This window comes from Vibrio sp. OPT41, from assembly GCF_015163595.1.
In the GTDB taxonomy this organism is placed as follows: Bacteria; Pseudomonadota; Gammaproteobacteria; order Enterobacterales; family Vibrionaceae; genus Vibrio; species Vibrio alginolyticus.
Window position 1 is genome coordinate 1 of record NZ_JADDYH010000067.1, and the last position, 21,511, is coordinate 21,511.

Annotated in this window: 24 protein-coding genes, 1 tRNA gene and 1 rRNA gene; 22 read left to right on the top strand and 4 right to left on the bottom strand. The window is 44.1% G+C overall.

What is annotated here, in order from left to right; translation table 11 throughout:
• From rrf to IQP38_RS21710, 4 genes are all read left to right on the top strand, one after another.
• A 5S ribosomal RNA gene (gene rrf / locus IQP38_RS21695) occupies nt 1-92 on the top strand; the annotation flags it as partial.
• A 99-nt stretch (nt 93-191) separates the two neighbouring features.
• A tRNA-Ser gene (locus IQP38_RS21700) sits at nt 192-282 on the top strand.
• 275 nt (nt 283-557) lie between these two features.
• Nucleotides 558-1,319, top strand: a complete 762-nt coding sequence (locus IQP38_RS21705; protein WP_104976327.1) for a cytosolic protein — start codon at nt 558-560, stop codon at nt 1,317-1,319.
• Nucleotides 1,320-1,422: 103 nt separating this feature from the next.
• Entirely contained in the window at nt 1,423-2,454 is a 1,032-nt protein-coding gene (locus IQP38_RS21710) for a cytosolic protein (protein WP_193838032.1), read from the top strand.
• A 163-nt stretch (nt 2,455-2,617) separates the two neighbouring features.
• On the opposite strand, the gene IQP38_RS21715 is transcribed toward IQP38_RS21710, so the two are convergent.
• Together IQP38_RS21715 and IQP38_RS21720 are read right to left on the bottom strand one after the other, a co-directional pair.
• Entirely contained in the window at nt 2,618-2,974 is a 357-nt protein-coding gene (locus tag IQP38_RS21715; protein ID WP_005374274.1) for a YibL family ribosome-associated protein, read from the bottom strand.
• 85 nt (nt 2,975-3,059) lie between these two features.
• Complete coding sequence (locus tag IQP38_RS21720; RefSeq protein WP_054579202.1) at nt 3,060-4,055, bottom strand: 2-hydroxyacid dehydrogenase; 996 nt, start codon at nt 4,053-4,055, stop codon at nt 3,060-3,062.
• A gap of 241 nt (nt 4,056-4,296) precedes the next feature.
• Between IQP38_RS21720 and IQP38_RS21725 the strand changes: the two genes are divergently transcribed.
• Complete coding sequence (locus IQP38_RS21725; RefSeq protein WP_017819702.1) at nt 4,297-4,779, top strand: L,D-transpeptidase family protein; 483 nt, start codon at nt 4,297-4,299, stop codon at nt 4,777-4,779.
• A gap of 35 nt (nt 4,780-4,814) precedes the next feature.
• Here the strand turns inward: IQP38_RS21725 and IQP38_RS21730 are convergent, their stop codons facing one another.
• Nucleotides 4,815-5,525 (bottom strand): glycerophosphodiester phosphodiesterase family protein, encoded by a 711-nt coding sequence (locus IQP38_RS21730; RefSeq protein ID WP_017819703.1) that lies wholly within the window; start codon nt 5,523-5,525, stop codon nt 4,815-4,817.
• A gap of 230 nt (nt 5,526-5,755) precedes the next feature.
• Between IQP38_RS21730 and IQP38_RS21735 the strand changes: the two genes are divergently transcribed.
• The 9 genes from IQP38_RS21735 (at nt 5,756) to IQP38_RS21775 (ending at nt 15,049) form a co-directional block, all read left to right on the top strand.
• Nucleotides 5,756-6,421, top strand: coding sequence for a response regulator transcription factor (locus IQP38_RS21735; protein ID WP_005386018.1), 666 nt, complete (start codon nt 5,756-5,758; stop codon nt 6,419-6,421).
• A complete protein-coding gene (locus IQP38_RS21740) occupies nt 6,421-7,794 on the top strand; it encodes a sensor histidine kinase (protein ID WP_017819704.1) in 1,374 nt (457 codons plus the stop codon). The genes IQP38_RS21735 and IQP38_RS21740 overlap by 1 nt, the downstream gene beginning before the upstream one ends.
• 207 nt (nt 7,795-8,001) lie before the next feature.
• Nucleotides 8,002-10,095 carry a TonB-dependent siderophore receptor gene (locus IQP38_RS21745; RefSeq protein ID WP_161440718.1) on the top strand — a complete coding sequence of 698 codons (2,094 nt, stop codon included), beginning with the start codon at nt 8,002-8,004 and terminating at the stop codon, nt 10,093-10,095.
• 74 nt (nt 10,096-10,169) lie between these two features.
• Nucleotides 10,170-10,937 carry a DUF3450 domain-containing protein gene (locus IQP38_RS21750; protein ID WP_085569258.1) on the top strand — a complete coding sequence of 256 codons (768 nt, stop codon included), beginning with the start codon at nt 10,170-10,172 and terminating at the stop codon, nt 10,935-10,937.
• Nucleotides 10,938-12,305 (top strand): MotA/TolQ/ExbB proton channel family protein, encoded by a 1,368-nt coding sequence (locus IQP38_RS21755; protein WP_085569257.1) that lies wholly within the window; start codon nt 10,938-10,940, stop codon nt 12,303-12,305.
• Nucleotides 12,305-12,859 carry a MotA/TolQ/ExbB proton channel family protein gene (locus IQP38_RS21760; protein WP_017635540.1) on the top strand — a complete coding sequence of 185 codons (555 nt, stop codon included), beginning with the start codon at nt 12,305-12,307 and terminating at the stop codon, nt 12,857-12,859. Before IQP38_RS21755 ends, IQP38_RS21760 begins: the two co-directional genes overlap by 1 nt.
• Nucleotides 12,856-13,260, top strand: coding sequence for an ExbD/TolR family protein (locus IQP38_RS21765; protein WP_005374257.1), 405 nt, complete (start codon nt 12,856-12,858; stop codon nt 13,258-13,260). Before IQP38_RS21760 ends, IQP38_RS21765 begins: the two co-directional genes overlap by 4 nt.
• Nucleotides 13,260-13,880 (top strand): energy transducer TonB, encoded by a 621-nt coding sequence (locus IQP38_RS21770; RefSeq protein WP_005374256.1) that lies wholly within the window; start codon nt 13,260-13,262, stop codon nt 13,878-13,880. Before IQP38_RS21765 ends, IQP38_RS21770 begins: the two co-directional genes overlap by 1 nt.
• Nucleotides 13,877-15,049, top strand: a complete 1,173-nt coding sequence (locus IQP38_RS21775) for a tetratricopeptide repeat protein (RefSeq protein WP_054574485.1) — start codon at nt 13,877-13,879, stop codon at nt 15,047-15,049. Before IQP38_RS21770 ends, IQP38_RS21775 begins: the two co-directional genes overlap by 4 nt.
• Before the next feature lie 67 nt (nt 15,050-15,116).
• Here the strand turns inward: IQP38_RS21775 and IQP38_RS21780 are convergent, their stop codons facing one another.
• The gene (locus IQP38_RS21780; RefSeq protein WP_193838034.1) at nt 15,117-15,614 is read right to left on the bottom strand and encodes a hypothetical protein; all 498 of its coding nucleotides are present in this window, start codon (nt 15,612-15,614) and stop codon (nt 15,117-15,119) included.
• Nucleotides 15,615-15,993: 379 nt separating this feature from the next.
• Between IQP38_RS21780 and IQP38_RS21785 the strand changes: the two genes are divergently transcribed.
• From IQP38_RS21785 to IQP38_RS21820, 8 genes are read left to right on the top strand one after another with little or no spacing between them, the layout of a single operon-like run.
• Complete coding sequence (locus IQP38_RS21785; protein ID WP_193838035.1) at nt 15,994-16,623, top strand: PepSY-associated TM helix domain-containing protein; 630 nt, start codon at nt 15,994-15,996, stop codon at nt 16,621-16,623.
• A gap of 21 nt (nt 16,624-16,644) precedes the next feature.
• Entirely contained in the window at nt 16,645-17,184 is a 540-nt protein-coding gene (locus IQP38_RS21790; RefSeq protein ID WP_017635538.1) for a DUF2271 domain-containing protein, read from the top strand.
• Between the two features lie 15 nt (nt 17,185-17,199).
• The gene (locus IQP38_RS21795; protein ID WP_005374252.1) at nt 17,200-18,030 is read left to right on the top strand and encodes a DUF4198 domain-containing protein; all 831 of its coding nucleotides are present in this window, start codon (nt 17,200-17,202) and stop codon (nt 18,028-18,030) included.
• Between the two features lie 42 nt (nt 18,031-18,072).
• Entirely contained in the window at nt 18,073-18,393 is a 321-nt protein-coding gene (locus IQP38_RS21800; RefSeq protein WP_005374251.1) for a hypothetical protein, read from the top strand.
• Nucleotides 18,390-18,941 (top strand): DUF6162 family protein, encoded by a 552-nt coding sequence (locus tag IQP38_RS21805; protein WP_005374250.1) that lies wholly within the window; start codon nt 18,390-18,392, stop codon nt 18,939-18,941. The genes IQP38_RS21800 and IQP38_RS21805 overlap by 4 nt, the downstream gene beginning before the upstream one ends.
• 22 nt (nt 18,942-18,963) lie before the next feature.
• Entirely contained in the window at nt 18,964-19,890 is a 927-nt protein-coding gene (locus tag IQP38_RS21810) for a metal ABC transporter solute-binding protein, Zn/Mn family (RefSeq protein ID WP_005374249.1), read from the top strand.
• On the top strand, nt 19,890-20,618 hold the full coding sequence (locus IQP38_RS21815) for a metal ABC transporter ATP-binding protein (protein WP_005374248.1): 729 nt from the start codon (nt 19,890-19,892) through the stop codon (nt 20,616-20,618). Before IQP38_RS21810 ends, IQP38_RS21815 begins: the two co-directional genes overlap by 1 nt.
• Nucleotides 20,618-21,493: a metal ABC transporter permease gene (locus tag IQP38_RS21820; RefSeq protein WP_005374244.1), complete on the top strand. Its 876-nt coding sequence runs from the start codon at nt 20,618-20,620 to the stop codon at nt 21,491-21,493. The genes IQP38_RS21815 and IQP38_RS21820 overlap by 1 nt, the downstream gene beginning before the upstream one ends.
• Nucleotides 21,494-21,511 lie beyond the last annotated feature (18 nt).

Consider the following 21,511-nt stretch of genomic DNA (forward strand, 5'->3'; position numbering starts at 1 on the left):
CACCTGATTTCCATGCCGAACTCAGAAGTGAAACGAAATAGCGCCGATGGTAGTGTGGGGCTTCCCCATGTGAGAGTAGGACATCGCCAGGCTTTAAACATCGCTTTCAAGTTCTCTTTAATTGAGATAACTGAAGGCAAAACTAAAAATTAGCATCAATAGTATAAGACTAAGTTTTAGTGACAATTTGTGGAGAGATGGCTGAGTGGTTGAAAGCACCGGTCTTGAAAACCGGCATACGTTAATAGCGTATCTAGGGTTCAAATCCCTATCTCTCCGCCACTTTTAAAAAAACCGCTGTTCTTACAGCGGTTTTTTTGTATCTGCTGTTTTTTAACCGCTGTTATCGAAACTTCTAATTGGTTTTTCTCTAGCTCTTTCTTCAAGTTTTTGCGTACCTACTTTGGGTTTAGTTTACGCAGTAATACCTTCAATCGAAGACATTTCCATACGCCATTTGGGCTTCAAATAGAGCTTTTTTAAATCTCAACGTGGGATGCTTAAACGCATTTTGATAGAGTTCCAGTCTAAATACTGCGGATGCACTTGGAGAAAAAATGAAGCTACTTTACTGGTTAGATGAATGGCAAGCTCTTACTCAGCAAGAACAAGAGATGGCTTTACCTATCTCTGGCTACGGTTTACTTGATGATGTGTTTGTGAAGTATGAAATCGTCGATCTTAACAAGCCATTGTTGTTCACATTTTCTCCTTCCGGTACTGATGTACAGGTACAAGACTTAACTCCGGATTTTTCTCCTTGGGGCTACGAGCTCGGAATACAACAAAAAGTAAACATTATTGCCTTTCAACATTTAGGACAAAGTAATTGGTTCCGTAGTCGGAATTTGATTTTCTTTCTGGAGCAGCTATCTGAGTTGCTTCATCCCTTCAAATGTCGTTTGGGTTATGGGCAAAGTCGAGGTGGCTTTGCAATTGGCGCGTTCGCTAACTTGCTGAAACTAGAAAATCTTTTGTTGTTTTATCCTGTTAGCACAAAAAATAAAGCGTTAGTGCCTTGGGATGATCGGCCGAGTACTGAGCTTGCTCAGCAGTTTGCTTGGGAAAGCGGCTATCATGATAGAGATTTGGGCAATGCCAAAGGTTATATTATTTATGACCCATCCAATCGCATTGATCGTCTTCATGCTGAACGTTATCCCGAGCTTACCCATTTAAAAGTCGTCGGTATGGGACACGGCACTCAATTCGCACAATTAGATAAATTAGAATTTTTTAATCTGGTGGCGCAGGAGTTTGTTCGCCATCAAACCTTAGATATTGACCAATTTAATAAGCAAATTCACGCTTTGTTTTAAAAGAGGACTGATATCAGAGTCCCCTGTAACCAGGGGGAGATGATCACACACTAAAAACTAGATTTTTAACACAATTGCTAGGCGCAATTTAGATGGAGGATTAATGAAGTTACTGTACTGGTTGGATGAATGGCTGGTTCTTTCTCGTGAAGAACAGCAAACCAGGCTACCGATGTCCGGGGAGGACTTACTTGATGATGTATTTGTTAAGTATGAGTTTGTCGACCGCAATAAACCGTTGTTGTTCACCTTTTCCCCTGCTGGTACGAATCTACAAGTACAGGACTTACACTCAGACTTTGCGCCTTGGGGTTATCGCTTAGCCCAGAAACAAAAAGTAAATATTATTTCATTTCAGCATCTTGGGAAAAGTAACTGGTTTCGCAGCCGTAATTTGATTTTCTTTCTAGAGCAACTGTCAACTTTACTTGAGCCTTTTGAATGTCGTTTAGGTTATGGGCTTAGCCGCGGTGGTTTTGCTATTGGTGCCTTTTCTAATCTATTAAAGTTGGATCAAGTATTGATGTTTCACCCGGTCAGCACAAAAAACAAAGTGCTGGTGCCATGGGATGATAGGTCAAGTACTGAACTTGCCCAACAATTTGATTGGGAAGGAAAGTATCACGACCTCGACCTTGGCGATGCAAAAGGCTATATCATTTATGATCCAACTAATGAAATCGACCGCCTTCACGCCAAACGTTACCCAGAGCTCACTCACTTAAGAGTCTTCGGGATGGGACATGGTACCCACGCGACGTATTTGAATAAATTCGGTTTTTATAAGCAAGTGGCCGTAGACTTTATACGTTATCAGAAGATAGATATAGCGCAGTTTCGTCATCAGACCAAAACGCTGCGCTTAAAAGAAGATTACTATCAGTGCCTTAACAAGGCGAATGCGAGCTCACAGCATCGTTTAAACTTACTGAGTACCGCTCATAATGTACTAATTGAAGAAAAGAAAGAACATGTGAAGGAGCATCAAGCACAAATCGATATTCAGCCACTTGTTGATATTGCACTTAAGCATGAGTATGACAACCCGCAAGATGCAGTACAACTTTTGGAAGTCGCTCAGCAGTTGGTTCCGAATGATCCCGTTGTGGAGCACAAGTTGCAGCAACTGTCGTAACGTTGAGATATAATGCGGACGATATTGGTCGAAATAGGTCAGTGGCTTTTGTCGCTGGCCTTTTTAATAGCTTATGGATTGATATTTCGATGAAATCTAATGAAGCAGTACAAAATAAAAAGCCCAAGCAAATGCTTGGGCTCCATAAATGTTAATGCGAGTTTTAAAACTCTTTTGGCGCAAAGCCTGTCATCACATCAAGGCGAAGTTCTTTACCAACTTTTGTTAATGGATGAACGATTACTAAGCCGCGTACGCGTTTTTTCAGTTTGCCGATGTCCGCTTGTTCTGCTTTGGTGATTTCACGAGAGAAAGGCATATCAAGTAAGCTTTTACGTTCTTTGTTCAGCTCATAGTTTTGCTTGTGCTTTAACTGGTTAAGCTTTTTGGTAAGCTGTTCTACTTCATCCGTGAACTTTGTAATCATTTCGTGATCACCACGAGAACGTGCCGCATCAAGTTTACGTTGGCATGTATCTAAACGGTTGTGCAGCTTTTGAATATCAGTTTTTATGCTCATGGTAATTTGGCTCAAATTTTAAATAGTCGAGGAGTATAGCATAGCTGAGATCACACGCTCTACTATACTTCTCGATTGTCTGGCTTTAGTTAATCAGTTCATTGCCCGATACGTTACCAGAGAAAAAGGCTTCGACGTTATCAAGCGTCACAGAGGCAATGTTATTAAGTGCTTCGTGAGTCAAGAATGCTTGGTGGCCAGTAAACAGCACGTTATGACAAGCCGATAAACGGCGGAAAACATCATCGACAATGACATCGTTAGATTTATCTTGGAAGAATAAGTCTTTTTCATTGTCATACACGTCTAGGCCAAGCGCACCAATCTTACCTTGTTTCAACGCTTCTATCGCCGCTAGTGAATCTAGCAACTCGCCTCGACTGGTGTTAATGATCATTACACCATCTTTCATTTGCGCGAAGGCTTTTTCGTTCAATAAGTGATAGTTTTCTTCACTCATTGGACAATGGAGAGAGATAATATCCGCATTAGCGTAGATTTCTTCAAGCGAACAGTAACGGGCTCCCATTTCTAGCGCTAATGGGTTTTCGTAGGGGTCGTAGCAAAGCAGTTCCATGCCAAGCCCTTTGAAGATACGCATCGTCGCGATACCAATCTTACCCGTACCAATAACACCAACGGTTTTTCCGAAAAAGTTAAAGCCAACAAGACCCTCTAGCGAGAAGTTGGCGTCACGTGTGCGTTGGTAGGCCTTGTGAAGGCGGCGGTTTAGGCACATCATTAAACCAACCGTGTGCTCTGCCACTGCTTCTGGTGAGTAAGCAGGAACTCGAACCACTTGTAAGCCTAGTTCTTTGGCTGCTTGTTGATCAACTTTATCATATCCCGCGCAGCGCATAGCAATAAGCTTGGTCCCGCCCAGAGAAAGCTGTTTAAGGACAGGAGCTGAAAGATCATCATTAACAAACGCACATACGACATCACTGCCGTGCGCCATCTTGGCTGTTTTTTCGGTTAGTCGGAAGTCGTGATAGTGAAATTCAAAATCGCGGTTATTTTTAATTTTATTAAAAGAGGCTTCGTCGTAGGATTTTGCACTAAAAAAAGCAATGTTAATCATGGTTCCCTCTCAAAAAGTGCGGACTTTATAAATAAATATGCTTATAAAGTAATGCAACTTAGCCGCAATGAATAGAGAAATCTTCTCTTTGACTTTTGTTGTATCAAATAACGATAAGAAGTACGCCTTTCAGCGAGTCTATCTTATGGTTCCGCATTAGATACTGTTTGCTTTACGAGCATTAACTGACTAGCATTATCGCTCTTTTCTTGTTCACTTTATTAGCTTAGGCGTTACGACAATGTCAGTAAAATGGTGCTCTATGTTCTTGTGTTGTGTGTTTGCTTCTGGCACTCACGCAGCTGTTGACCTCGTTAAAGTCGACAAGTCTAAGCGTCGAATGTATTTGATGGAACAAGGAGCAGTGCTAAAAGAATACCGAATTGCTTTAGGAGCGAACCCTCAAGGACATAAACAAGAAGAGGGAGACAATCGCACACCAGAGGGCGAATACACTCTAGATTATGTTATAGAGGACTCTGCTTTTTATCGTTCTGTGCATATCAGTTACCCTGATGCGATTGATACGTTGGAAGCGAAGCGCCGAGGTGTGTCCCCTGGAGGGAACATCAAAATTCATGGCTTAAAAAACGGTGAGAGTCAGTTGCCGATTTACATCCAAAGTTTTGATTGGACTAATGGGTGTATTGCGATTACCAACGAGGAGATGGACGAATTTATCCAGCTTGTCGAGATGGGGACACCAATTCAGATTGAGTGGTAACAAAAGGTCCCCTTTAATGTTCTGGCTCTTATAGGCTATGGCATAAAGCGCTGTGGATGATCACTAAAAATACCGTCTAACTGAGGCAGGTATTTCAGTTTATTTGGATTGTTCACCGTATAGCACATCACTTTGTAACCGGCTTGTTGGAGTTTGTTTATCTGGCGAGTACGAACCCAGTTAATATTTAGGTTGCAGCTATAGGCACTAACTTCTTCCAAAAGGCGTTTATCTTTTCTCGTAAAGAATTCACTTAACACACCCAATCGGTAGCCACTGCAGTATTTGTGCATCGCTCTAATGACGTCATGACTAAAGCTCGATAGGAGTACATTCTCTTGCGGCATTGGACTTTTTGTTAACGCATTGGCGAGAGTCTGCGCCACTTCTTCCGCTGGATGGTTGTCTACTTTAACTTCGATATTCAAGTTAAGCTTATTCTCAGTAGCTAAAGTGAGCAGTTCATCTAGTGTCACGATCTTCTCGCCTGAAAAGTCTGTGCTAAACCAACTACCGAAATCTAATGCTTTTAAGTCTTCCAGGGTGAGCTCATCAACACGCCCTTGTCCATTGCTGCATCGATTGACGGTATGATCATGGCAAACCACTAAAACATTATCTTTGGTAGGCTGTATATCCACTTCCACCCACTTCAACCCCAGGTCAATGGCTGCCTGAATGCTTATTTTTGTATTCTCAGGGTATGAACCTGCCACGCCACGGTGACCAATTAATAACGTTTCCATTCGCTTTATCTTTTGCTTTGCGGTTGCCTGATTGTACTCGTTTTTTCTATGAAGATATATCTAGGTGCATATTGTTAGGAACCTTTAGTACAAGTGAACATTAAACTCTAATAGTACGTTGCTGCTTCTTGGACTGAGTCCTGTGGACTTAAAGCCTTAGAGTGTGTAGTTGTTTAATTGGTAAATGAGTAATAAAATGCGAACCATTTTTATTTGAATGGTGAGTGGTAATGTCACGAGTTTTGATAGTCGATGATGACGTTCCTTTGTGTGAGCTGTTAGAAGCGGTTTTGCAAGAGGAGGGCTACATCGTATCTTCTGTGCATTGCGGTGAAAGTGCGCTGCAATATATGGAAAAAACGCCTGTAGATCTTGTATTGCTTGATGTCATGTTACCAAACCTTAACGGCATGCAAGTTGCTCGTAGGATCTGTCAGCGCTTCGCGACACCTATTCTAATGCTTACCGCTCTCAACGATGAAAACTCGATGCTTGATGGTTACCAAGCGGGGGCCGATCAGTATATCGGAAAGCCCTTTAATGTCGCTGAGCTTCTAATGCGCATCAAAGCGATTCTTCGTCGTGTTGGCTTGGAACGTCAACGTCAGACGATGTGTAGTACCGTTCAAACGATCAGCGACCAGCTTAATAGCTTACCCCTCACAAGTACGGAAGCTGAACTATTGAGCTACTTGGTAAAAAACCAAGGAGTCGTGATTTCAAAAGCAGAGCTTCAAACTGAAGTGTTAAAGAAAGAGCTGAGTCCTTTTGATCGCAACCTTGATATGCACATCAGTAACATACGTCGCAAGTTAGTTGAAGCGGGGCTTTCCAAGCAACATATCAAAACCTTCCGTGGCAAAGGTTACAGTTATTTAGAGGCTGTAAACCGTTAATGAAGCTCCGATGTCCACCTTTTATTGCAAAACGTAAAGATAGCTTAGCGTTCAAGTTATTTAGTTGCATGACCGCAATTGTCATTAGTATTTTGGTCGTGCAATCCTTAGCGGAACAAGCTCTGGTGAAAGCCATGTTGAAAGTGCCCGATAGTGTGCGAGAAGAAATGCTAGACCTTGCACATCAAGCCAATGTATTGATTGAGCACGGAGACATGGACGAACTTGCTGACTGGGCAAATGCGCAAAACTTTTATTTATTTGTGTTGAATGAACATCAGCAACCAGTTACGCACCGTCTGATGCATCCGCACTTCGAGTTCAAACTTCAATTTAAGAGAAGCATTGATGATCAACTTGAGGGGAAAGTGAATCGCCCCATCATCAATATTCCTTTAGTTCATGGCAATACTTTAGTGATTCAATTGCCACATCGACTGCACCCTGCAAATGACTTCATTCTGTATTTCTCTATTCTCAAAGTCGTGATTGCAGTGGTTATTTTGGCGCTCTTTTCGCTGCTAATGGCACGTAACTTACAGCAACCATTGGATCGATTGAGAGAAGCAAGCAAAAAGCTATCTAATGGCGATTTTAATGTCAGTGTCGTGAAAGAGCTGAAGTCGAGCACGCGTGAGTTTAACGAGTTAGCGCAAGATTTCGATCACATGACGCAACAGATTCATTCTCTCGCTGAAAAGCAGCGACTGCTTATAAGAGATGTCTCTCACGAATTGAGAACGCCGTTAGCGAGGCAGAACTTGGTTCTGCATCTTTTGCGAAAGCGTGTTGGAGAAAGTGAGCAAAGCCTAGTGGCAAGGCTAGAAGATGAAGCAAAAGAGCTAAACCATTTGATCAGCGATATATTGGAGTTCAGTCGCTTGGAAAATGCGCGCTTCGACAAAGCCACGAAACGCTGTGATTTAGAAGTTTTGCTCTCCCCGCAAGTAGAACGTTGCAAAATAGATTTGAAGTCAGAACAGACGTTGTCTTTCCGCTCAGAAGCTGTATGTGCTAAAGCCATTTGTGAAGAAACGCTGGTCATTCGTTGTTTGAACAATCTTATTGGTAATGCCATTAAATATTCAGGACCAGCATCTCAGATAGAAGTTTCTCTGGAAAATTATGTCAAAGAAGGGCAGCAGTTCACCACCATGTCAGTATCTGATGATGGGCCTGGTATTCCAGAGAACAAGCTGGTCGATATTTTTGATCCGTTTACACGCTTAGATGCTTCTAGAGATAAAAAGCTTGGTGGCTACGGTTTAGGTCTTGCGATTGTCAAAGAATCCATGCGTATTATGGGTGGAGCAGTCACGGCGAAAAACCGTGAGCAAGGCGGTTTGAGGGTTACTTTAGTGTTCAAGCAATAAGTATGATTAAGTCGTAATTTTTGTGATTAATGTCACATTATCATGGCGCATCATCAGAGAGTACTTTACAAAAGTTTGCAAATGCAAAGAATGTAAATTTAATGCAAATGGTAATACTTATCACTTATATTCACCCGCGAAATAATTAAGAGGGAATCGCATTCAACAAGTATGTGACCCGAAAAATAATAATCGGAGTGAAAGGATATGTTTACTAAGAGCCATTTGGCGTTAGTGATCGGTGCAGTGTTAGCAACACCTGCAGTGGCGGAAGTTCAAACAGACGAACATGTAGTTGTAGAAGGTCGAGAGTTCGGCTACAAGGCAGATACAAACAGTACAGCAATGCGCATGGAAATGACGCAGCTGGAAACGCCGGGACAAGTAGCGGTTATCGATGAAACGGTAATTGATGAGCAGCGTGCAAGTACACTTGGTGAAGTGCTACGTAACGATGCAAGTGTTAGCGCGGGTGGTACAAGCCGTAACCGCGAACGTTTCTCTCTACGTGGTTTTGAACTTAGCAGTTCAGACGGTTTTCTTCGTGATGGTCGTCAACACTGGTCACACTACCGTCAGCCAATTGAGCTTTTAGAGCGTGTTGAAGTGCTTAAAGGTCCATCAGGTCTGCTATACGGTAAATCTGAGCCGGGTGGTTTGGTAAACATGGTTTCGAAAAAACCAACAACTCAAACACAAGCAAGTTTGAGTCAAGATCTAGGTTCGAATGATCACTCACGCACTGTGCTTGATGTGAGTGGCGCGCTAAATGATGCAGAGACACTGCGAGCGCGCGCAATTTTTGCCAAAGAAAGCTACGGCTCTTGGCGCAGGTACGGTGATGGCACTGAGCCTAAAACAGATCGTACGGTAGCTGGCCTAGTGGTTGAGTACGATATCACAGACAACTTTATGGTATCGGCTCATTACGATCGCACGAAAGACGACGGTAGCGTGGACTCTGGCGCATACATTGTTGATGGCAAAGCGGTTCGCGGTGATAAGTACATTTGGGATGCGCAGTGGTCTGAAATTGATAACGAAGTAGAAAACTACGGTGTCGATATTAATGCGCAAGTCACGGATAACGTGAACGTAAAAGCAGGTTACAACCGCCAAGACTTTAAGCGTTTTGATGTAGAGTCTTACCCTAAGTTTGATCAGTATGAAGAGTTAAATACGATTAAGCATCGAGGCAACGATCGCTCCGATAATTGGGTATTTGATACTGCATATATAGATGTGACGACGGACTTTACTTTGTTCGGTACGGAAAACACGTTGTTAGTGGGCGCTAACTACTTAGATTACAGTTATGATCGCTTTATGGCATTTCATAATGAGGCGAGTATTGCGCCAGGAGAAACGGTGCCTAAGCCTAGCTATAGTAGTTCGAGGAAATCACCAACAGCTGAGTACGATACTTGGGGTATCTACGCGCAAAATATGATGACGATTAATGATTACTGGCAAGTGCTTGCAGGTGTTCGTTATGACGAAAAGCGTGATGATGAACTGACCGAAAACCAAGTTTCTCCAAAGTTAGGTGTGATATTCCACCCATCGACGAATGGCTCGGTTTACGTTCAGTATTCTGAAAGCTTCATGCCTCAAGGTGAAGTCAGCAACGGTAGTCGTACCTACATCAATGAAGGTGAGAAACTCGACGCTGAGCGTGGTATCTCTTATGAAATCGGTACGAAGTGGGAACTGTTTGATCAGCGTTTATTTGTATCTGGTGCTGTGTTTGATATCACGTTAGAGAACATCTCGCTGGATGTTGAAAGCGGCAAAGACGCGGGCGGCAATCTCCTACACAAGAAAACGCAAGGTGGTGAGCAAGTTCACAAAGGCGCTGAGTTAATGGCTCAAGGTTTTGTGACCCCAGAGTTGTCGCTAACCGCTTCTGCAATGTATTTGGATGCAGAGCTTAAGAAGGCAGAAAGATATGAAGGTAACCGCCCTGTAGACGTGCCAGAGTTCTCGGCAAGTCTATGGTCTAGCTACAAGGTTCAAGACAACACTAACTTAAACCTTGGTTTGATTTATGAAGGTGATCGCTACGGTGATGCAAAGAACACCTTCAAGAAAGATGGCTACGCTCGCGTTGATATGGGCGTGTCATACAAACATAAGTACGATGAGAACTTGGATATTATTGCTCGATTCAATGTCGAAAACTTATTCGATACTGACTACTTCGCAGGTGGTGGTAGCACGAATGGCGAGCAAAAAGGTGCGAGTGGGGTTGTGGTTGGAGAAAGCCGCAACTACATGGCAACAATCCAGTTCAAGTACTGATAACAATTTGATTATTAAAGGGGAAGGGTAGTCTTCCCCTTTGGTCGTTTTTGGAACACAGAAATATAACTCGTATGAATCTAATGAAATCAAGTATCGCTCTGTTGATATCATCGGTTTTGATTCCCGCTCACGCGGCGAACTTAAACGATGCACAAGCTGTGCAGAGTAAAACAAACCAGTCGTCGGCGGTAAGCCAAAAACGTATTGATGCAAGCGCAGAAAAATCACTTACTCTAGAAGCTGAAATTGAGCAGCTGCAAGAGGAAGTCGGTAACTTGAAGATTTATCGCGATCATCTTGCAAGCCTTGTTGAAAGTCAAAATCAAGAAGTTGATAGCTTGAACGAGCAAATTGAGCAGATTGCTCAAACTCGTCAAGGTGTCGTGCCTTTGATGTATCACATGCTTGAGGGCTTAAAAGTGCTCGTCGCTAACGACAAGCCTATACGCAAAGCGCAACGTGAGGAGCGAATTGCAAAGCTGGATTCCATGATGACGCGTGCAGACGTTGCGGATGCAGAGAAGTTTCGTCGTATTTTAGAAGCGTACCAAATTGAAATGGATTACGGCACCAAGCTTGGCGTTTACCAAGGCAAGATTAACCTGGGTGACAATGAAGTTGTGGAGGCGGACATTCTCTATTTAGGCCGTTTGTCTTTGGTAGCGCGTAGCTTATCTGGTGACACATTTTGGAGCTGGTCGCAGCAACAACACGCATGGCAACAAGTGGGTTCTGAGCAAAAATCAGAGCTAGACAAAGCGTTCGCTATGGCGAATAAACAGATCGCGCCGAGCATGTTAACTCTGCCAGTGTCGTTAACCGCTGCGGAGGGCAAATAAATGATGAAAAAATGGTTATCGGTTGCATTAATCTCGACAGCCGCATTAATGCCTCATACAACTTTTGCTAGTGATGCGTTGTTACAAAAGGCGCAGCAAGAAAATCGTCAACAGCAATCGCACAATGTCGCGCGTGAATCAGGTTTTAAGCAAACAGAGCAAGAGCTACAGACTATAAAGAATAAATTGGTGGCAGAGCGGGCTGCTCTTCAAGCAGAAGCGGACTCATTAAGTGTTACCTTCGGTGAAAATGAAGCAGAACTGGCACAGCTAGAAGAAAAGTTGCGTCTAGAAACCGGGAGCCTAGGTGAGTTATTTGGCGTCGTTCGCCAGAACGCAAAAGAGCTAGAGTCTGAGCTAAAAAGCTCAGTAACCGGTGTTGATGCAAACTCATATCAGAAAGATATCGATGCTATTGTTGCGGCTAAATCACTGCCAACGTTGACCCAACTTCAGGCGATGTGGCGCAGCATGGAAGAACAAATCAAAGCAAGCGGTGAAATGGCAAACGTCTCTTTCACACTGCTAAATGGCGAAGGTCGTGAACAAACGGTTAATGGTGTTCGTCTTGGTTCTATGGCGCTGCTGGATAAGACTGGCTACGTTAAGTGGAATGGTCAACGCGGAGACGCGGTAAACTATCTTCGTCAGCCTGAGAACGGTCCAACAGCGAATACTATTTCCTCTGGTGACATTGATGCACTTGTCATTGATCCGTCACGTGGCATTCTTCTTGAACAGCTTGCAAACTCACCGACTTTGGCTGATCGCCTAAATGCGGGTGGCGTTGTCGGTAAAATCATCCTTGGTTTATTGGCTATCGGCCTATTGATTGCGCTCGTACGTGGTGCATCACTGATGATTTCGCGCCAGAAAATCATGAAGCAACTGAAAACCCCAGCGCAGCCAGGAGACAACCCTTTGGGTCGCGTGCTAGCGGTATACCAGAAAGACAAGCATCGCAGCGTAGAAGCGTTAGAACTACGTCTTTTGGAAGCTGTTGTTGATGAGCAAACCCACCTAGAAAAAGGGTTGTCGATGCTTAAGCTTCTTGCAGCTCTAGCTCCTATGCTTGGCCTACTAGGCACGGTAACGGGTATGATCGAAACCTTCCAGGTCATCACTCAATTTGGTAATGGTGATCCGAAAGTAATGGCGGGTGGTATTTCAATGGCACTTGTGACTACCGTACTTGGCCTTGTTTCAGCCATGCCTTTGCTATTAGCGCACAACGTATTGAGCTCTCAAGCAGAAAATATTCGCAGTATCTTAGAAAAGCAAGGCATCGGTTTAGTTGCAGAACAAGCTGAGCGTGATATGCCGAGTAACAAAAGCCATTCTAACACCTTAGCGGAGAACGCAGCGTAATGGAGCAGATCCTACTCAGCACATTGGGTTTGATCAGTGAGGATTGGGCCACAACCTTGATGAGCTTTATGCAGCAAGGTGGTCAAATCCTATGGTGGCTGGCCGCCGTCGTGGCGGTGTGCTGGCTGTTGGTTATGGAGCGAGTTATTTATCTCACAACGGTTTTCCCTGGGGTAAAAAAACAGCTTTGTGAGCAGTGGCAAGCAAGATCAGAGCACCACTCTTGGTACGCGCATCAAATCCGTGAAGGATGGATTGCAAAAGCGCAAATCGAACTGCGCCAAAACCTATCGACTATTAAGCTACTTGTGGCGGTTTGCCCAATGCTAGGGTTGTTAGGGACGGTGACAGGCATGATTACGGTGTTTGACGTAATGGCATCGCAAGGCAGCAGCAATCCGAAATTGATGGCTTCTGGTATCTCACTTGCTACGCTGCCAACCATGGCAGGTATGGTAGCAGCGCTTGCGGGCATGTTTATTCATGCTCGTCTTAGCAAAGTGTGTGAACGAAAAGCTATCCAGTTAGAACAATCTTTAAGGAGTCAAAAGTGAGACTCGGACGCAGACCTAACCAACAAGATGAAGCTCAAGTCGATTTAACCTCGATGCTTGATATCGTCTTCATCATGTTGATCTTCTTCATTGTGACCAGTTCGTTTGTACGTGAATCCGGTGTAGAAGTGAATCGCCCTCAGGCTTCTAATGTAGTAAGCCAAAAAGATGCGGGCATTTTTATCGCAGTAACGGCAGCGAATGATGTGTACATCGACAAACGAGTGGTTGATATTGAGCGTGTTGAGGCCTCTATTGAGCACCTGTTACTTGATCAGCCTGATGCCTCGTTAGTTATCCAAGCTGACGAGCATGCTTACAATGGCACTGTCGTGAAAGTGATGGACGCTGCAAAGGCGGCGGGTGTGAAGAACATTGCGTTGGCGGCGGAGAAACCTTAATGGGCAGGCTGTTACTTGCACTACCAGCATCACTGTTAATTTCTGTGAGCTTGTTTAGCTTTATGGCGTGGATGGTTGATAAAGGCAACCAGCGTGCACCAGAAGCTTCAGAAGCCGTTCGTTTTGATATGGTGATGGTAGAGAATGAAGCAGACGTGCAGCGTCGTCAACGTTCAGTGCCGGAGCAACCAGAACCACCTCAAGCGCCGGAGCCAATGGATCTGTCTCAAGCTGACACTCAAATGGAACCAATGAGTCAGATGACGCCAGTCAGTGCTTTAGGTTTAAACACAGCCCTTGAAGGCATCGCGATTAGCGCCCCAAACTTGAAGGGAACAATGGGCAACCAGCAAGCACTGCCGTTGTATCGTGTTGATCCTCGCTATCCAAGTAAGGCGCTGAAACGTAGAGTGGAAGGTTATGTCATTATGCGTTTCACGATCGATGCAACTGGACGACCAAAAGATATTGAAGTGATCGAGGCTGAGCCCGAGCGCATGTTTGAAAGGGAAGCAATCCGTGCGCTTAAAAAATGGAAGTATCAGCCAAAAGTTGAGGATGGTGTGTCAATTGAGCAGTTCGGACAAACCGCTAAAGTGGAGTTCAAGTTAGCCAAATGATGAAAAAATTCTTAATCGGTACGGTATTAAGCCTGAGTGCACTCTCAACCATTGCCAGTGAGTTAAGCCAATACACCGCAGCGAGAGTTCAACGAGCACATAATTTGGCTCAAGAAGAGAAACTGAAAGAAGCGATTTCATCTCTTGAAGCTATGGAGCTTTCTCGTGGATATGATCAAGCTTATGTCGCTCGAATGTTGGGTATTTTTTACTGGCAGAATGAGCAAACTCAAGCGGCGATTAAGCAACTTGAGTTGGCAGTCAATAGTGGTTTGCTACAAGATGAGCAAGCATGGCAAACCCGAAAAATGTTGGCTGATATACTGCTGAACGAGCAACGTTTTTCTAAGGCGTTACCTCATTACTATGCCTTGAGCCAAAACATTCCTAAAGGTCAAAAAGCGCATGAGCTATGGCTGCGTATTTCCCAATCTCATTATCAACTGAGTCAGTGGCAAAAAGTGCTTTCAGCAATGGCTCGTTATGAGAAATTTGGTCAGCCAGACAAGCTTGGCGCATTGTCGATAAAGCTTTCTGCTGAGCTAGAACTGAAAAAGTGGAAGCCGGCAATCTCGACCATCAAACGCTTAATCGTGATTGAACCTGAACGAATTGAATGGTGGCGTCAGCTTGTTGCTCTATACCTACGGGTTGATGACAACAAACGTGCCCTAGACTCTTTGGCGTTGGCAAAACTGAAAGGGTTACAACTTAGCCAAGATGACTTAAAGCTGCTGGCACAATTGTACGCGAAACGAGGTATTCCTGAGAGAGCTGCGTTGGTGATGAACGAGCTAGAGGATGTAAACTCGAATAGTAAGCTAAAAGCTCAGCAAGCAACGTATTGGCAAATGGCAAAAGAGTGGGAAGAGTCTATTGATAGCTGGCGTATTGCAGCTCAGCTAGATAGGCAGTATTACTGGAACTATTCTCAACTGTTGGTGCAAGAAGGCCATTATAAAGATGCCATTGCCGCGCTCGATAAGGTCAGAGGTCGTAAAGCGGATGTTGCACTTATCAAAACTCGCGCTTACTACAAACTTAAGCGGTTTGACGATGCGCTCGCTAATGCCAAAAGAGCGAATGAGATTAAGCCATCGAATCAGGCAAAGAGTTGGGTTAAGTATCTATCCCAGCTACGCAAAGTAGAATCGACGCAGAACTCATAGCGAACATTTTTATTAAATACCCGAGCTCAGTCTCGGGTATTTTTTTGTCTAAAGTCATAAAGGCTATTTATTGTATGAGCTTTTCATAAAAAGCTAATGCATCAAATGGTCGGGAGAAAAAAGGGCTTTTCTCTATATATTCTTGATGTACCTTGCTCAGTGTTTCAAACTTTTCTCTCGATGTAGGTTCGATATGAAAAGTTAGGCTTTCAGTCGATTCTACAAGCTTTAATGTTGAGGTTCTTGAAGCGTTATTTTTTGCTATTAATAGATAATATGCTAGCTCTTGCTTCTCTTTTAATACACAAGCCTCAAAAGCTTTCTCGCTTAAAACGGCAGAACAGGAGTTAATGCTTCTATATGCTTCTATATGCTTCTTTGAATACTCTAGGGTTTGTTTGTCAGGTGTATTCTGGTCTGCCATAGATTCGCACAGCTTTATCTTAGCACCATAATTATCGATAGATTGGCTTACGTTGTTAAACAAACTGGCTTCAAACTTTTCACTTGCGAAAGTGACACTTGAGAAAAGTGATAAGAGAATTATTCCAACATTCTTGTTCATATTTTTCCTTCTGAACTACACCATAACGTTTGGCTAGCATCAGAAAATCTTCTCTATCTAACCCTACACTAACTTCTTAGCTTACCTTTTTTATCTAGTTTATGGATAGCTTTTAAGCTTTTCATTAAATATACATAAAGGCGCATTTTGGTGGAGTCTATCCCACTTTTTAGTATTGGAAATATCATTAAATTTTGAGTCATTAAAATTGATAGGGTTATTATCTAGAGGGTAGGCAATCGGTAACTCGCATTGGCCCAAATAGCTAAAACATGTGCAAGCCAAGCTGAATTGAAAAAGTAAACAATGTAAATTAAATGCCAATGCGAATGATTATCACCTAAATTATGCCTCACATTTATTGGTGATGATTGTTTCTATGTTGCTTAAAAGCAAAGGTGTTCAAACTTGGGCTCGCCGCCTACATATCTATATTTCGATGGCTCTTCTCTTAGTTACGCTGTTTTTTGCAGTAACTGGTATTACCCTCAATCGCCCCGAATTGTTTGAACGCAGTGAACCTATCATTCAACAACATACTCTGACGGTTCCGCACTCAGTTTTATTCTCACATTCAGATACCTTTCAACCTAATCGTGAAGGGCTGGTGGCTTTCATGACTAAAGAAACCGAGCTTCGCGGCACTCCCTCCGCACTAGATGTGTATACCGAAGTTGAGCAAGGTGAGTTGTTACTCGGAGAGCTTTCTATGGATTTTAAAGGCCCGGGTTATAACGCTACGGTCTTTATTGATATGACTACTGGTGCAGCAGACGTCGAAACGACGCACTACGGTATTGTTGCGCTGCTGAACGATCTACATAAAGGACGCAACAGTGGTGGGATTTGGAAGTGGTTTATCGACGTCACTGCGCTTTTGATGGTGTTTTTTGTTCTTACAGGCGTGTGCTTGTTACTGCCTAAGAAGAAGACGCTCAGAACGTCAATGCAATGGATGAGCTTTGGTACGTTACTGTCGCTCGTAATTTATTTTGTTGCTGTTCCATAACAGCTTTTTTAGAGAACACTTATGTTGAACACAGGAAGATTTTTCCGCCGTAATCACTTTTGTAAAGCCGCTTTGATCGCGGCTTTTACTCCTTTCTCTCTTTCCGCGGCGCCTCTACCAGATAACGCGAAGGTCGACTTCGAACTCGAACTTCCAAAGATAGATACCTCAATGTATGCACGCCCTTATGTGGCGGTTTGGGTTGAAAACGATCAGCGTAAACCGGTTAAAACCATCCAGTTATGGGTAGGGAAAGACGAATGGTTAAAAGATCTACGCAGCTGGTGGAGAAAAGCGGGTCGTTATGATCGTGAACTTGTTGATGCGGTGACTTCTGCAACACGTCCTGCTGGTCAATACCGCTTTGTCTGGGATGGAACCAATGACGCAGGGGAGCGTTTGGAACAAGGAAATTACACGTTGTACGTCGAGGTCGTTCGTGAACACGGTGGGCGAAACTACTTACGTCAAAAAATAACGCTAGCGGACAGTGACGTGCGCTATGAGCTTAAACCAACACAAGAGACGGGTGTCATCACCGTCAATTATCAAGTTAAGTGATTAAAGGACACAACAATGAAAACCAAAATGAAAGCAGTGGCATTGGCGAGTGTAATGGCAATGGGATTGGCTGTAACCACCACCGCACAAGCACATCCACGTTGGGTTCTGCCCTCTCACTTTACGGTTTCTAAAGAAGGCGGTGACTGGCTGACATTTGATGTTACTGCCTCTCACGGAACGTTTGTTTTTGATAAGCCTGCGGGTAGTGATCAGGCATTTGTGGTGATGCCGGATGGCCGCTCTGAGCGTCCTAACTTTGTTGTTCGTGGCAAGCGTCGCTCTATGTTTGATTTCTTTTTTACAGAAGAAGGCACGCACAAAGTCGCGATTAATAATCAGCCGAGCTACTACACACAATACAAAGCGGGCCGTCGTGATACGGTGAAATGGGCGCGAGCAAACAAAGCTGAGCGTGGTGACGTGCTTCCTGAGCAAGCGCGTGATGTGGTTACTCAACTAAGTTACACCCGAGCAGAAAGCTACATTACGGTTGGTATGCCAACGGACAAAGCGTTGGAGATTGAAGGCAAAATGCTGGAGATGAAACCGATCACGCATCCATCGGACATCATTGAAGGTGAGCCTGTGACTTTCCAGTTTTTCTTTAACGGAGAGCCACAAGAGGGCGTTACTGCTGAGATTACACGTGAAGGTACCATGTACCGAAACCATCAAGAACAAATCGATGTGGTGAGCGATAAAGATGGCAAAGTGATCTTCACGCCAGAAGTCGCCGGGCGCTACTTAATGAAAGCGAACTACAAAGGTGAATTAAAAGATAATCCATTGGCGGATAAAGCGAGTGCCAATGTTCATCTTACGTTTGAAACTCAACTTAACTAATCGAATTAGGCTCAGCAATTGCTGGGCCATTTTGGAATTATCATGAATAACACTTCTCTTCTAAAAGCGGTTTTGCTTTTTTCTGGATTTGCGTCCTTTCACGCTGCTGCACATTTTCCTCTGATGAGCTGTCACTTGGCGCAAGATAAAGTGATTTGTGAAGCGGGCTACTCGGATGGATCGACAGCGGTCGACTACGATGTCGAAATGTACGATTACGACGACAATCTGATCGCCAAAGAAAAAACAGATAAGCGTTCCATCGCAGAATTTACTCACCCTGAAACAGATTTCTATTTGGTATTTGATGCCGGACATGAAAGCCCGGTGGAAGTGGATATCGTTGAGCTGAAAGAGAAATGAGTGTACAGAAAGTTCGCCCTGATGATGGTAACCGAGAAGGAAAGTGGGTCGCACTGACAATCGCAGCAATTCTCAGTTCAGCAGCCATACTTATGCCCTACCATCAGGTCGCGACTGAAAAGCCAGACATGCAGTCTCATCAAGTGTTAATCACGGATTTACATCAAAATGAGTTGGGGTTGATCGCTGAGCTTAAGCTCGCTCATGAAGAGATTCGTGATTTGCAGTTAGATACCGGAACTTGGCCTGAGATCTCTGATATGGAGGTGCTTTGGATTGCTCCGTTCGTGAAAGACCAAAACTGGAAGCGTAAAGGTTCTCATCAGTGGCAACGAATTGATGACGGTGTCTACATTGGCGTGAAGACCAGTGCCCAAGGCTCTGCTTCCATGCTGTTGGATAGCCGCAGTTCTCAAGCTGATATTTGGTTTAATGATTCTAGCCGTTCGTTAAATGTGGAGGGACTAAGCGATCTAGCTAAACGCCACGATTTCGGGTGGAAACAAATCGTTCTGTCAGACTCTTCCTCTCATTCTCACGCCCATTAAGACAACATAATTGATAAGTACTATGATCAAACGCTCTCTTTTACGTCGTATTCTTACAGCCACCGCGTTATTGACGGTGTCTTCTACTGGCTTTGCTGCCGATAAACTCAGTATTGGTATTACGCTTCAACCTTATTACAGCTATGTTAAAGCCGTTGTTGGTGAGAAGGCGGACATCGTTCCTTTGGTTGATGCTGGTTTTAATCCTCACAACTATTTGCCACAACCTAATGATCTTAAGCGCTTAAATGAAATGGACGTAATAGTGATCAATGGTATTGGTCATGACGATTTTGCACTGAAAGTGATCAAGGCTTCTCAGCGTGATGATCTCGTGGTTATCGAAGCGAACAAAGAAGTGCCTTTATTGCCCGCTATGGGGCAGTCTGTTGGTCAAGGAGCAGTGAACCCTCACACCTTTGTCGGTCTATCAACAACCATTCAAAAGGTTTACACCATCGCGAGTGAGCTAAGCCAATTGGACCCAGACAATGCTACGTTCTATCGCCAAAATGCTCGTAAATACGCGAAAACATTTCGCCTGATGAAGCGTGATGCAATGTTGTCTCTTGGTGAGTTGGACACGGCTGGTATGAAGGTGGCGACAACCCACAATGCTTACGGATATATCCTTCAGGAGTTTGGTGTTGACGTTGCCGCTGTCATTGAGCCTGCTCATGGTGTAGAACCAAGTGCAAGTCAGCTACAGGAAACGATAGAGAAAATTCGTGAATCGGGCATTGATGTTCTGTTTTATGAGCTCAATATGCCGAATCGCTTTGTTGATACCATCGAAGAGGCGACCGGGGTGCAGCTTTATCGCTTTTCTCACATGACTCACGGTGAGTATGAGGCTGATAAAGTCGAGGTTGAGATGCGAGATAATGTGGAAACACTAATCGAAGCCATGAAATTTGTGGCGAGTAAGCGAGCAGGGGAAAAGGCGTGATGACTGGACCTTCCGTTTCCTTAAGTAACGTGGGCCTAAAATACGCCGACAATATCATTTTGCAGAACATCAGCGCCGAATTCGAGAACGCGAAATGTCACGTTATTATGGGACCGAACGGCGGTGGTAAAACCTCTTTGCTTCGTTCGGTACTTGGACTCACGCCATTTTCGGGAAACATAGCGCTCAATTGGCCAGAACCATCAGCTGCATCGGGGAAGATAGGGTATGTGCCACAAAAAGCGATGTTTGAAGCAAGCCTCCCGTTAACCGTGATGGATTTTGTACTGCTTAACCAAACTCGTATCCCTCTATTTTGGCGACGTAAAACGAAACAAACTCAACATGCCCTGGCCCAGCTGGATCGCGTGGGTATGGCAACGCGTAGCGACCGTCGTATGGGGCAACTCTCTGGCGGTGAGCAACAGCGTGTTTTGTTTGCGCAAGCTTTACTGGATGAGCCCAATTTATTGGTTTTAGACGAACCTACAACTGGCATGGATGAGCAAGGTGTTCGATATCTTGAAGGTTTGATTCATGAAGTTGTTGGAGAAGGCAAAACGGTGGTGGCAGTACATCATGACGTGACCGCCGTGCGCCGTTTAGATGCGCAGGTCCATGTCGTAAATCGTCAAATTGTGGCGTCAGGTCACCATTCAGATGTGCTAAGCCCTGATCGTATAGAAACATTATTCAAGCACTACACAGCAAAAGTGGAGGCTGCATAATGGATTGGTTGCGAGAGTTAGCGGTTAGCGGCGTTGAAGCTGGATGGTTAAGCGATAGCTTTTCTTATGCCTTCATGGTAAACGCAATTGTGGCAGCGCTGATATTAGGACCATTACTTGGTGGTCTTGGTACATTAGTCATCGCCAAGCGACTGGCTTTTTTCTCTGAAGCGGTTGGGCATGCTGCGCTTACCGGAATCGCGATTGGTGTGTTGCTCGGTGAGCCGCCAGAGAATCCGATCATCGGATTGTTTAGCTTTTGTATGATTTTTGCGCTGTTGCTTCACTTTGTTCGTAATCGTACGAATGTACCTTACGACACACTGGTTGGGGTTTTTCTTGCATTAGCGTTAGCGGTTGGTGCTGCGCTGTTAATGTACGTTGCTCGTAAGATCAACATTCACATGTTGGAGAACGTGTTGTTTGGCTCGATCTTGACTGTGACGGACAACGATATCCTTATTTTAGCGATCAGTTGTTTGATCATATTACTGCTTCTTATTCCAACGTTTAACCGCATTTTGCTAACTTGTATCAGCCCGGATATTGCACGTGTACGCGGCTTTAATACCAGCTTTTATGATTACTTATTTGTCATGATGATCACCTTGGTCACCATCGCCGCGGTAAAGATTATTGGCGCGGTATTGGTTGGTGCATTGCTGCTGATTCCTGGTGCAACGGCTAGGTTATTGACTAAACGCATGGGCAGTTTTGTTCTCCTTTCTTCTTTATTGGCAACCATTGCGTGTTTAATAGGAACCATACTGCCGATGGAGCTTGAGCTACCAGTGCCATCAGGCGCATCCATCATCATTGTTTCTGCGGCATTTTTCCTAACAGCAACGGTTTACCGAATTATCCAAAAAGCGTAACCCTTTTTATAAAGTAAT

Bases quoted from the DNA above. Each gene is read 5' to 3' on its own strand.
- IQP38_RS21770 (WP_005374256.1), top strand. From the start codon at position 13,260: ATGGGCAGGCTGTTACTTGCACTACCAGCATCACTGTTAATTTCTGTG.
- IQP38_RS21760 (WP_017635540.1), top strand. From the start codon at position 12,305: ATGGAGCAGATCCTACTCAGCACATTGGGTTTGATCAGTGAGGATTGG.
- IQP38_RS21790 (WP_017635538.1), top strand. From the start codon at position 16,645: ATGTTGAACACAGGAAGATTTTTCCGCCGTAATCACTTTTGTAAAGCC.
- IQP38_RS21710 (WP_193838032.1), top strand. From the start codon at position 1,423: ATGAAGTTACTGTACTGGTTGGATGAATGGCTGGTTCTTTCTCGTGAA.
- IQP38_RS21745 (WP_161440718.1), top strand. From the start codon at position 8,002: ATGTTTACTAAGAGCCATTTGGCGTTAGTGATCGGTGCAGTGTTAGCA.
- IQP38_RS21755 (WP_085569257.1), top strand. From the start codon at position 10,938: ATGATGAAAAAATGGTTATCGGTTGCATTAATCTCGACAGCCGCATTA.
- IQP38_RS21720 (WP_054579202.1), bottom strand. From the start codon at position 4,055: ATGATTAACATTGCTTTTTTTAGTGCAAAATCCTACGACGAAGCCTCT.
- IQP38_RS21750 (WP_085569258.1), top strand. From the start codon at position 10,170: ATGAATCTAATGAAATCAAGTATCGCTCTGTTGATATCATCGGTTTTG.
- IQP38_RS21795 (WP_005374252.1), top strand. From the start codon at position 17,200: ATGAAAACCAAAATGAAAGCAGTGGCATTGGCGAGTGTAATGGCAATG.
- IQP38_RS21705 (WP_104976327.1), top strand. From the start codon at position 558: ATGAAGCTACTTTACTGGTTAGATGAATGGCAAGCTCTTACTCAGCAA.
- IQP38_RS21735 (WP_005386018.1), top strand. From the start codon at position 5,756: ATGTCACGAGTTTTGATAGTCGATGATGACGTTCCTTTGTGTGAGCTG.
- IQP38_RS21800 (WP_005374251.1), top strand. From the start codon at position 18,073: ATGAATAACACTTCTCTTCTAAAAGCGGTTTTGCTTTTTTCTGGATTT.
- IQP38_RS21715 (WP_005374274.1), bottom strand. From the start codon at position 2,974: ATGAGCATAAAAACTGATATTCAAAAGCTGCACAACCGTTTAGATACA.
- IQP38_RS21805 (WP_005374250.1), top strand. From the start codon at position 18,390: ATGAGTGTACAGAAAGTTCGCCCTGATGATGGTAACCGAGAAGGAAAG.
- IQP38_RS21725 (WP_017819702.1), top strand. From the start codon at position 4,297: ATGTCAGTAAAATGGTGCTCTATGTTCTTGTGTTGTGTGTTTGCTTCT.
- IQP38_RS21810 (WP_005374249.1), top strand. From the start codon at position 18,964: ATGATCAAACGCTCTCTTTTACGTCGTATTCTTACAGCCACCGCGTTA.
- IQP38_RS21775 (WP_054574485.1), top strand. From the start codon at position 13,877: ATGATGAAAAAATTCTTAATCGGTACGGTATTAAGCCTGAGTGCACTC.
- IQP38_RS21785 (WP_193838035.1), top strand. From the start codon at position 15,994: ATGTTGCTTAAAAGCAAAGGTGTTCAAACTTGGGCTCGCCGCCTACAT.
- IQP38_RS21740 (WP_017819704.1), top strand. From the start codon at position 6,421: ATGAAGCTCCGATGTCCACCTTTTATTGCAAAACGTAAAGATAGCTTA.
- IQP38_RS21780 (WP_193838034.1), bottom strand. From the start codon at position 15,614: ATGAACAAGAATGTTGGAATAATTCTCTTATCACTTTTCTCAAGTGTC.
- IQP38_RS21820 (WP_005374244.1), top strand. From the start codon at position 20,618: ATGGATTGGTTGCGAGAGTTAGCGGTTAGCGGCGTTGAAGCTGGATGG.
- IQP38_RS21730 (WP_017819703.1), bottom strand. From the start codon at position 5,525: ATGGAAACGTTATTAATTGGTCACCGTGGCGTGGCAGGTTCATACCCT.
- IQP38_RS21815 (WP_005374248.1), top strand. From the start codon at position 19,890: ATGACTGGACCTTCCGTTTCCTTAAGTAACGTGGGCCTAAAATACGCC.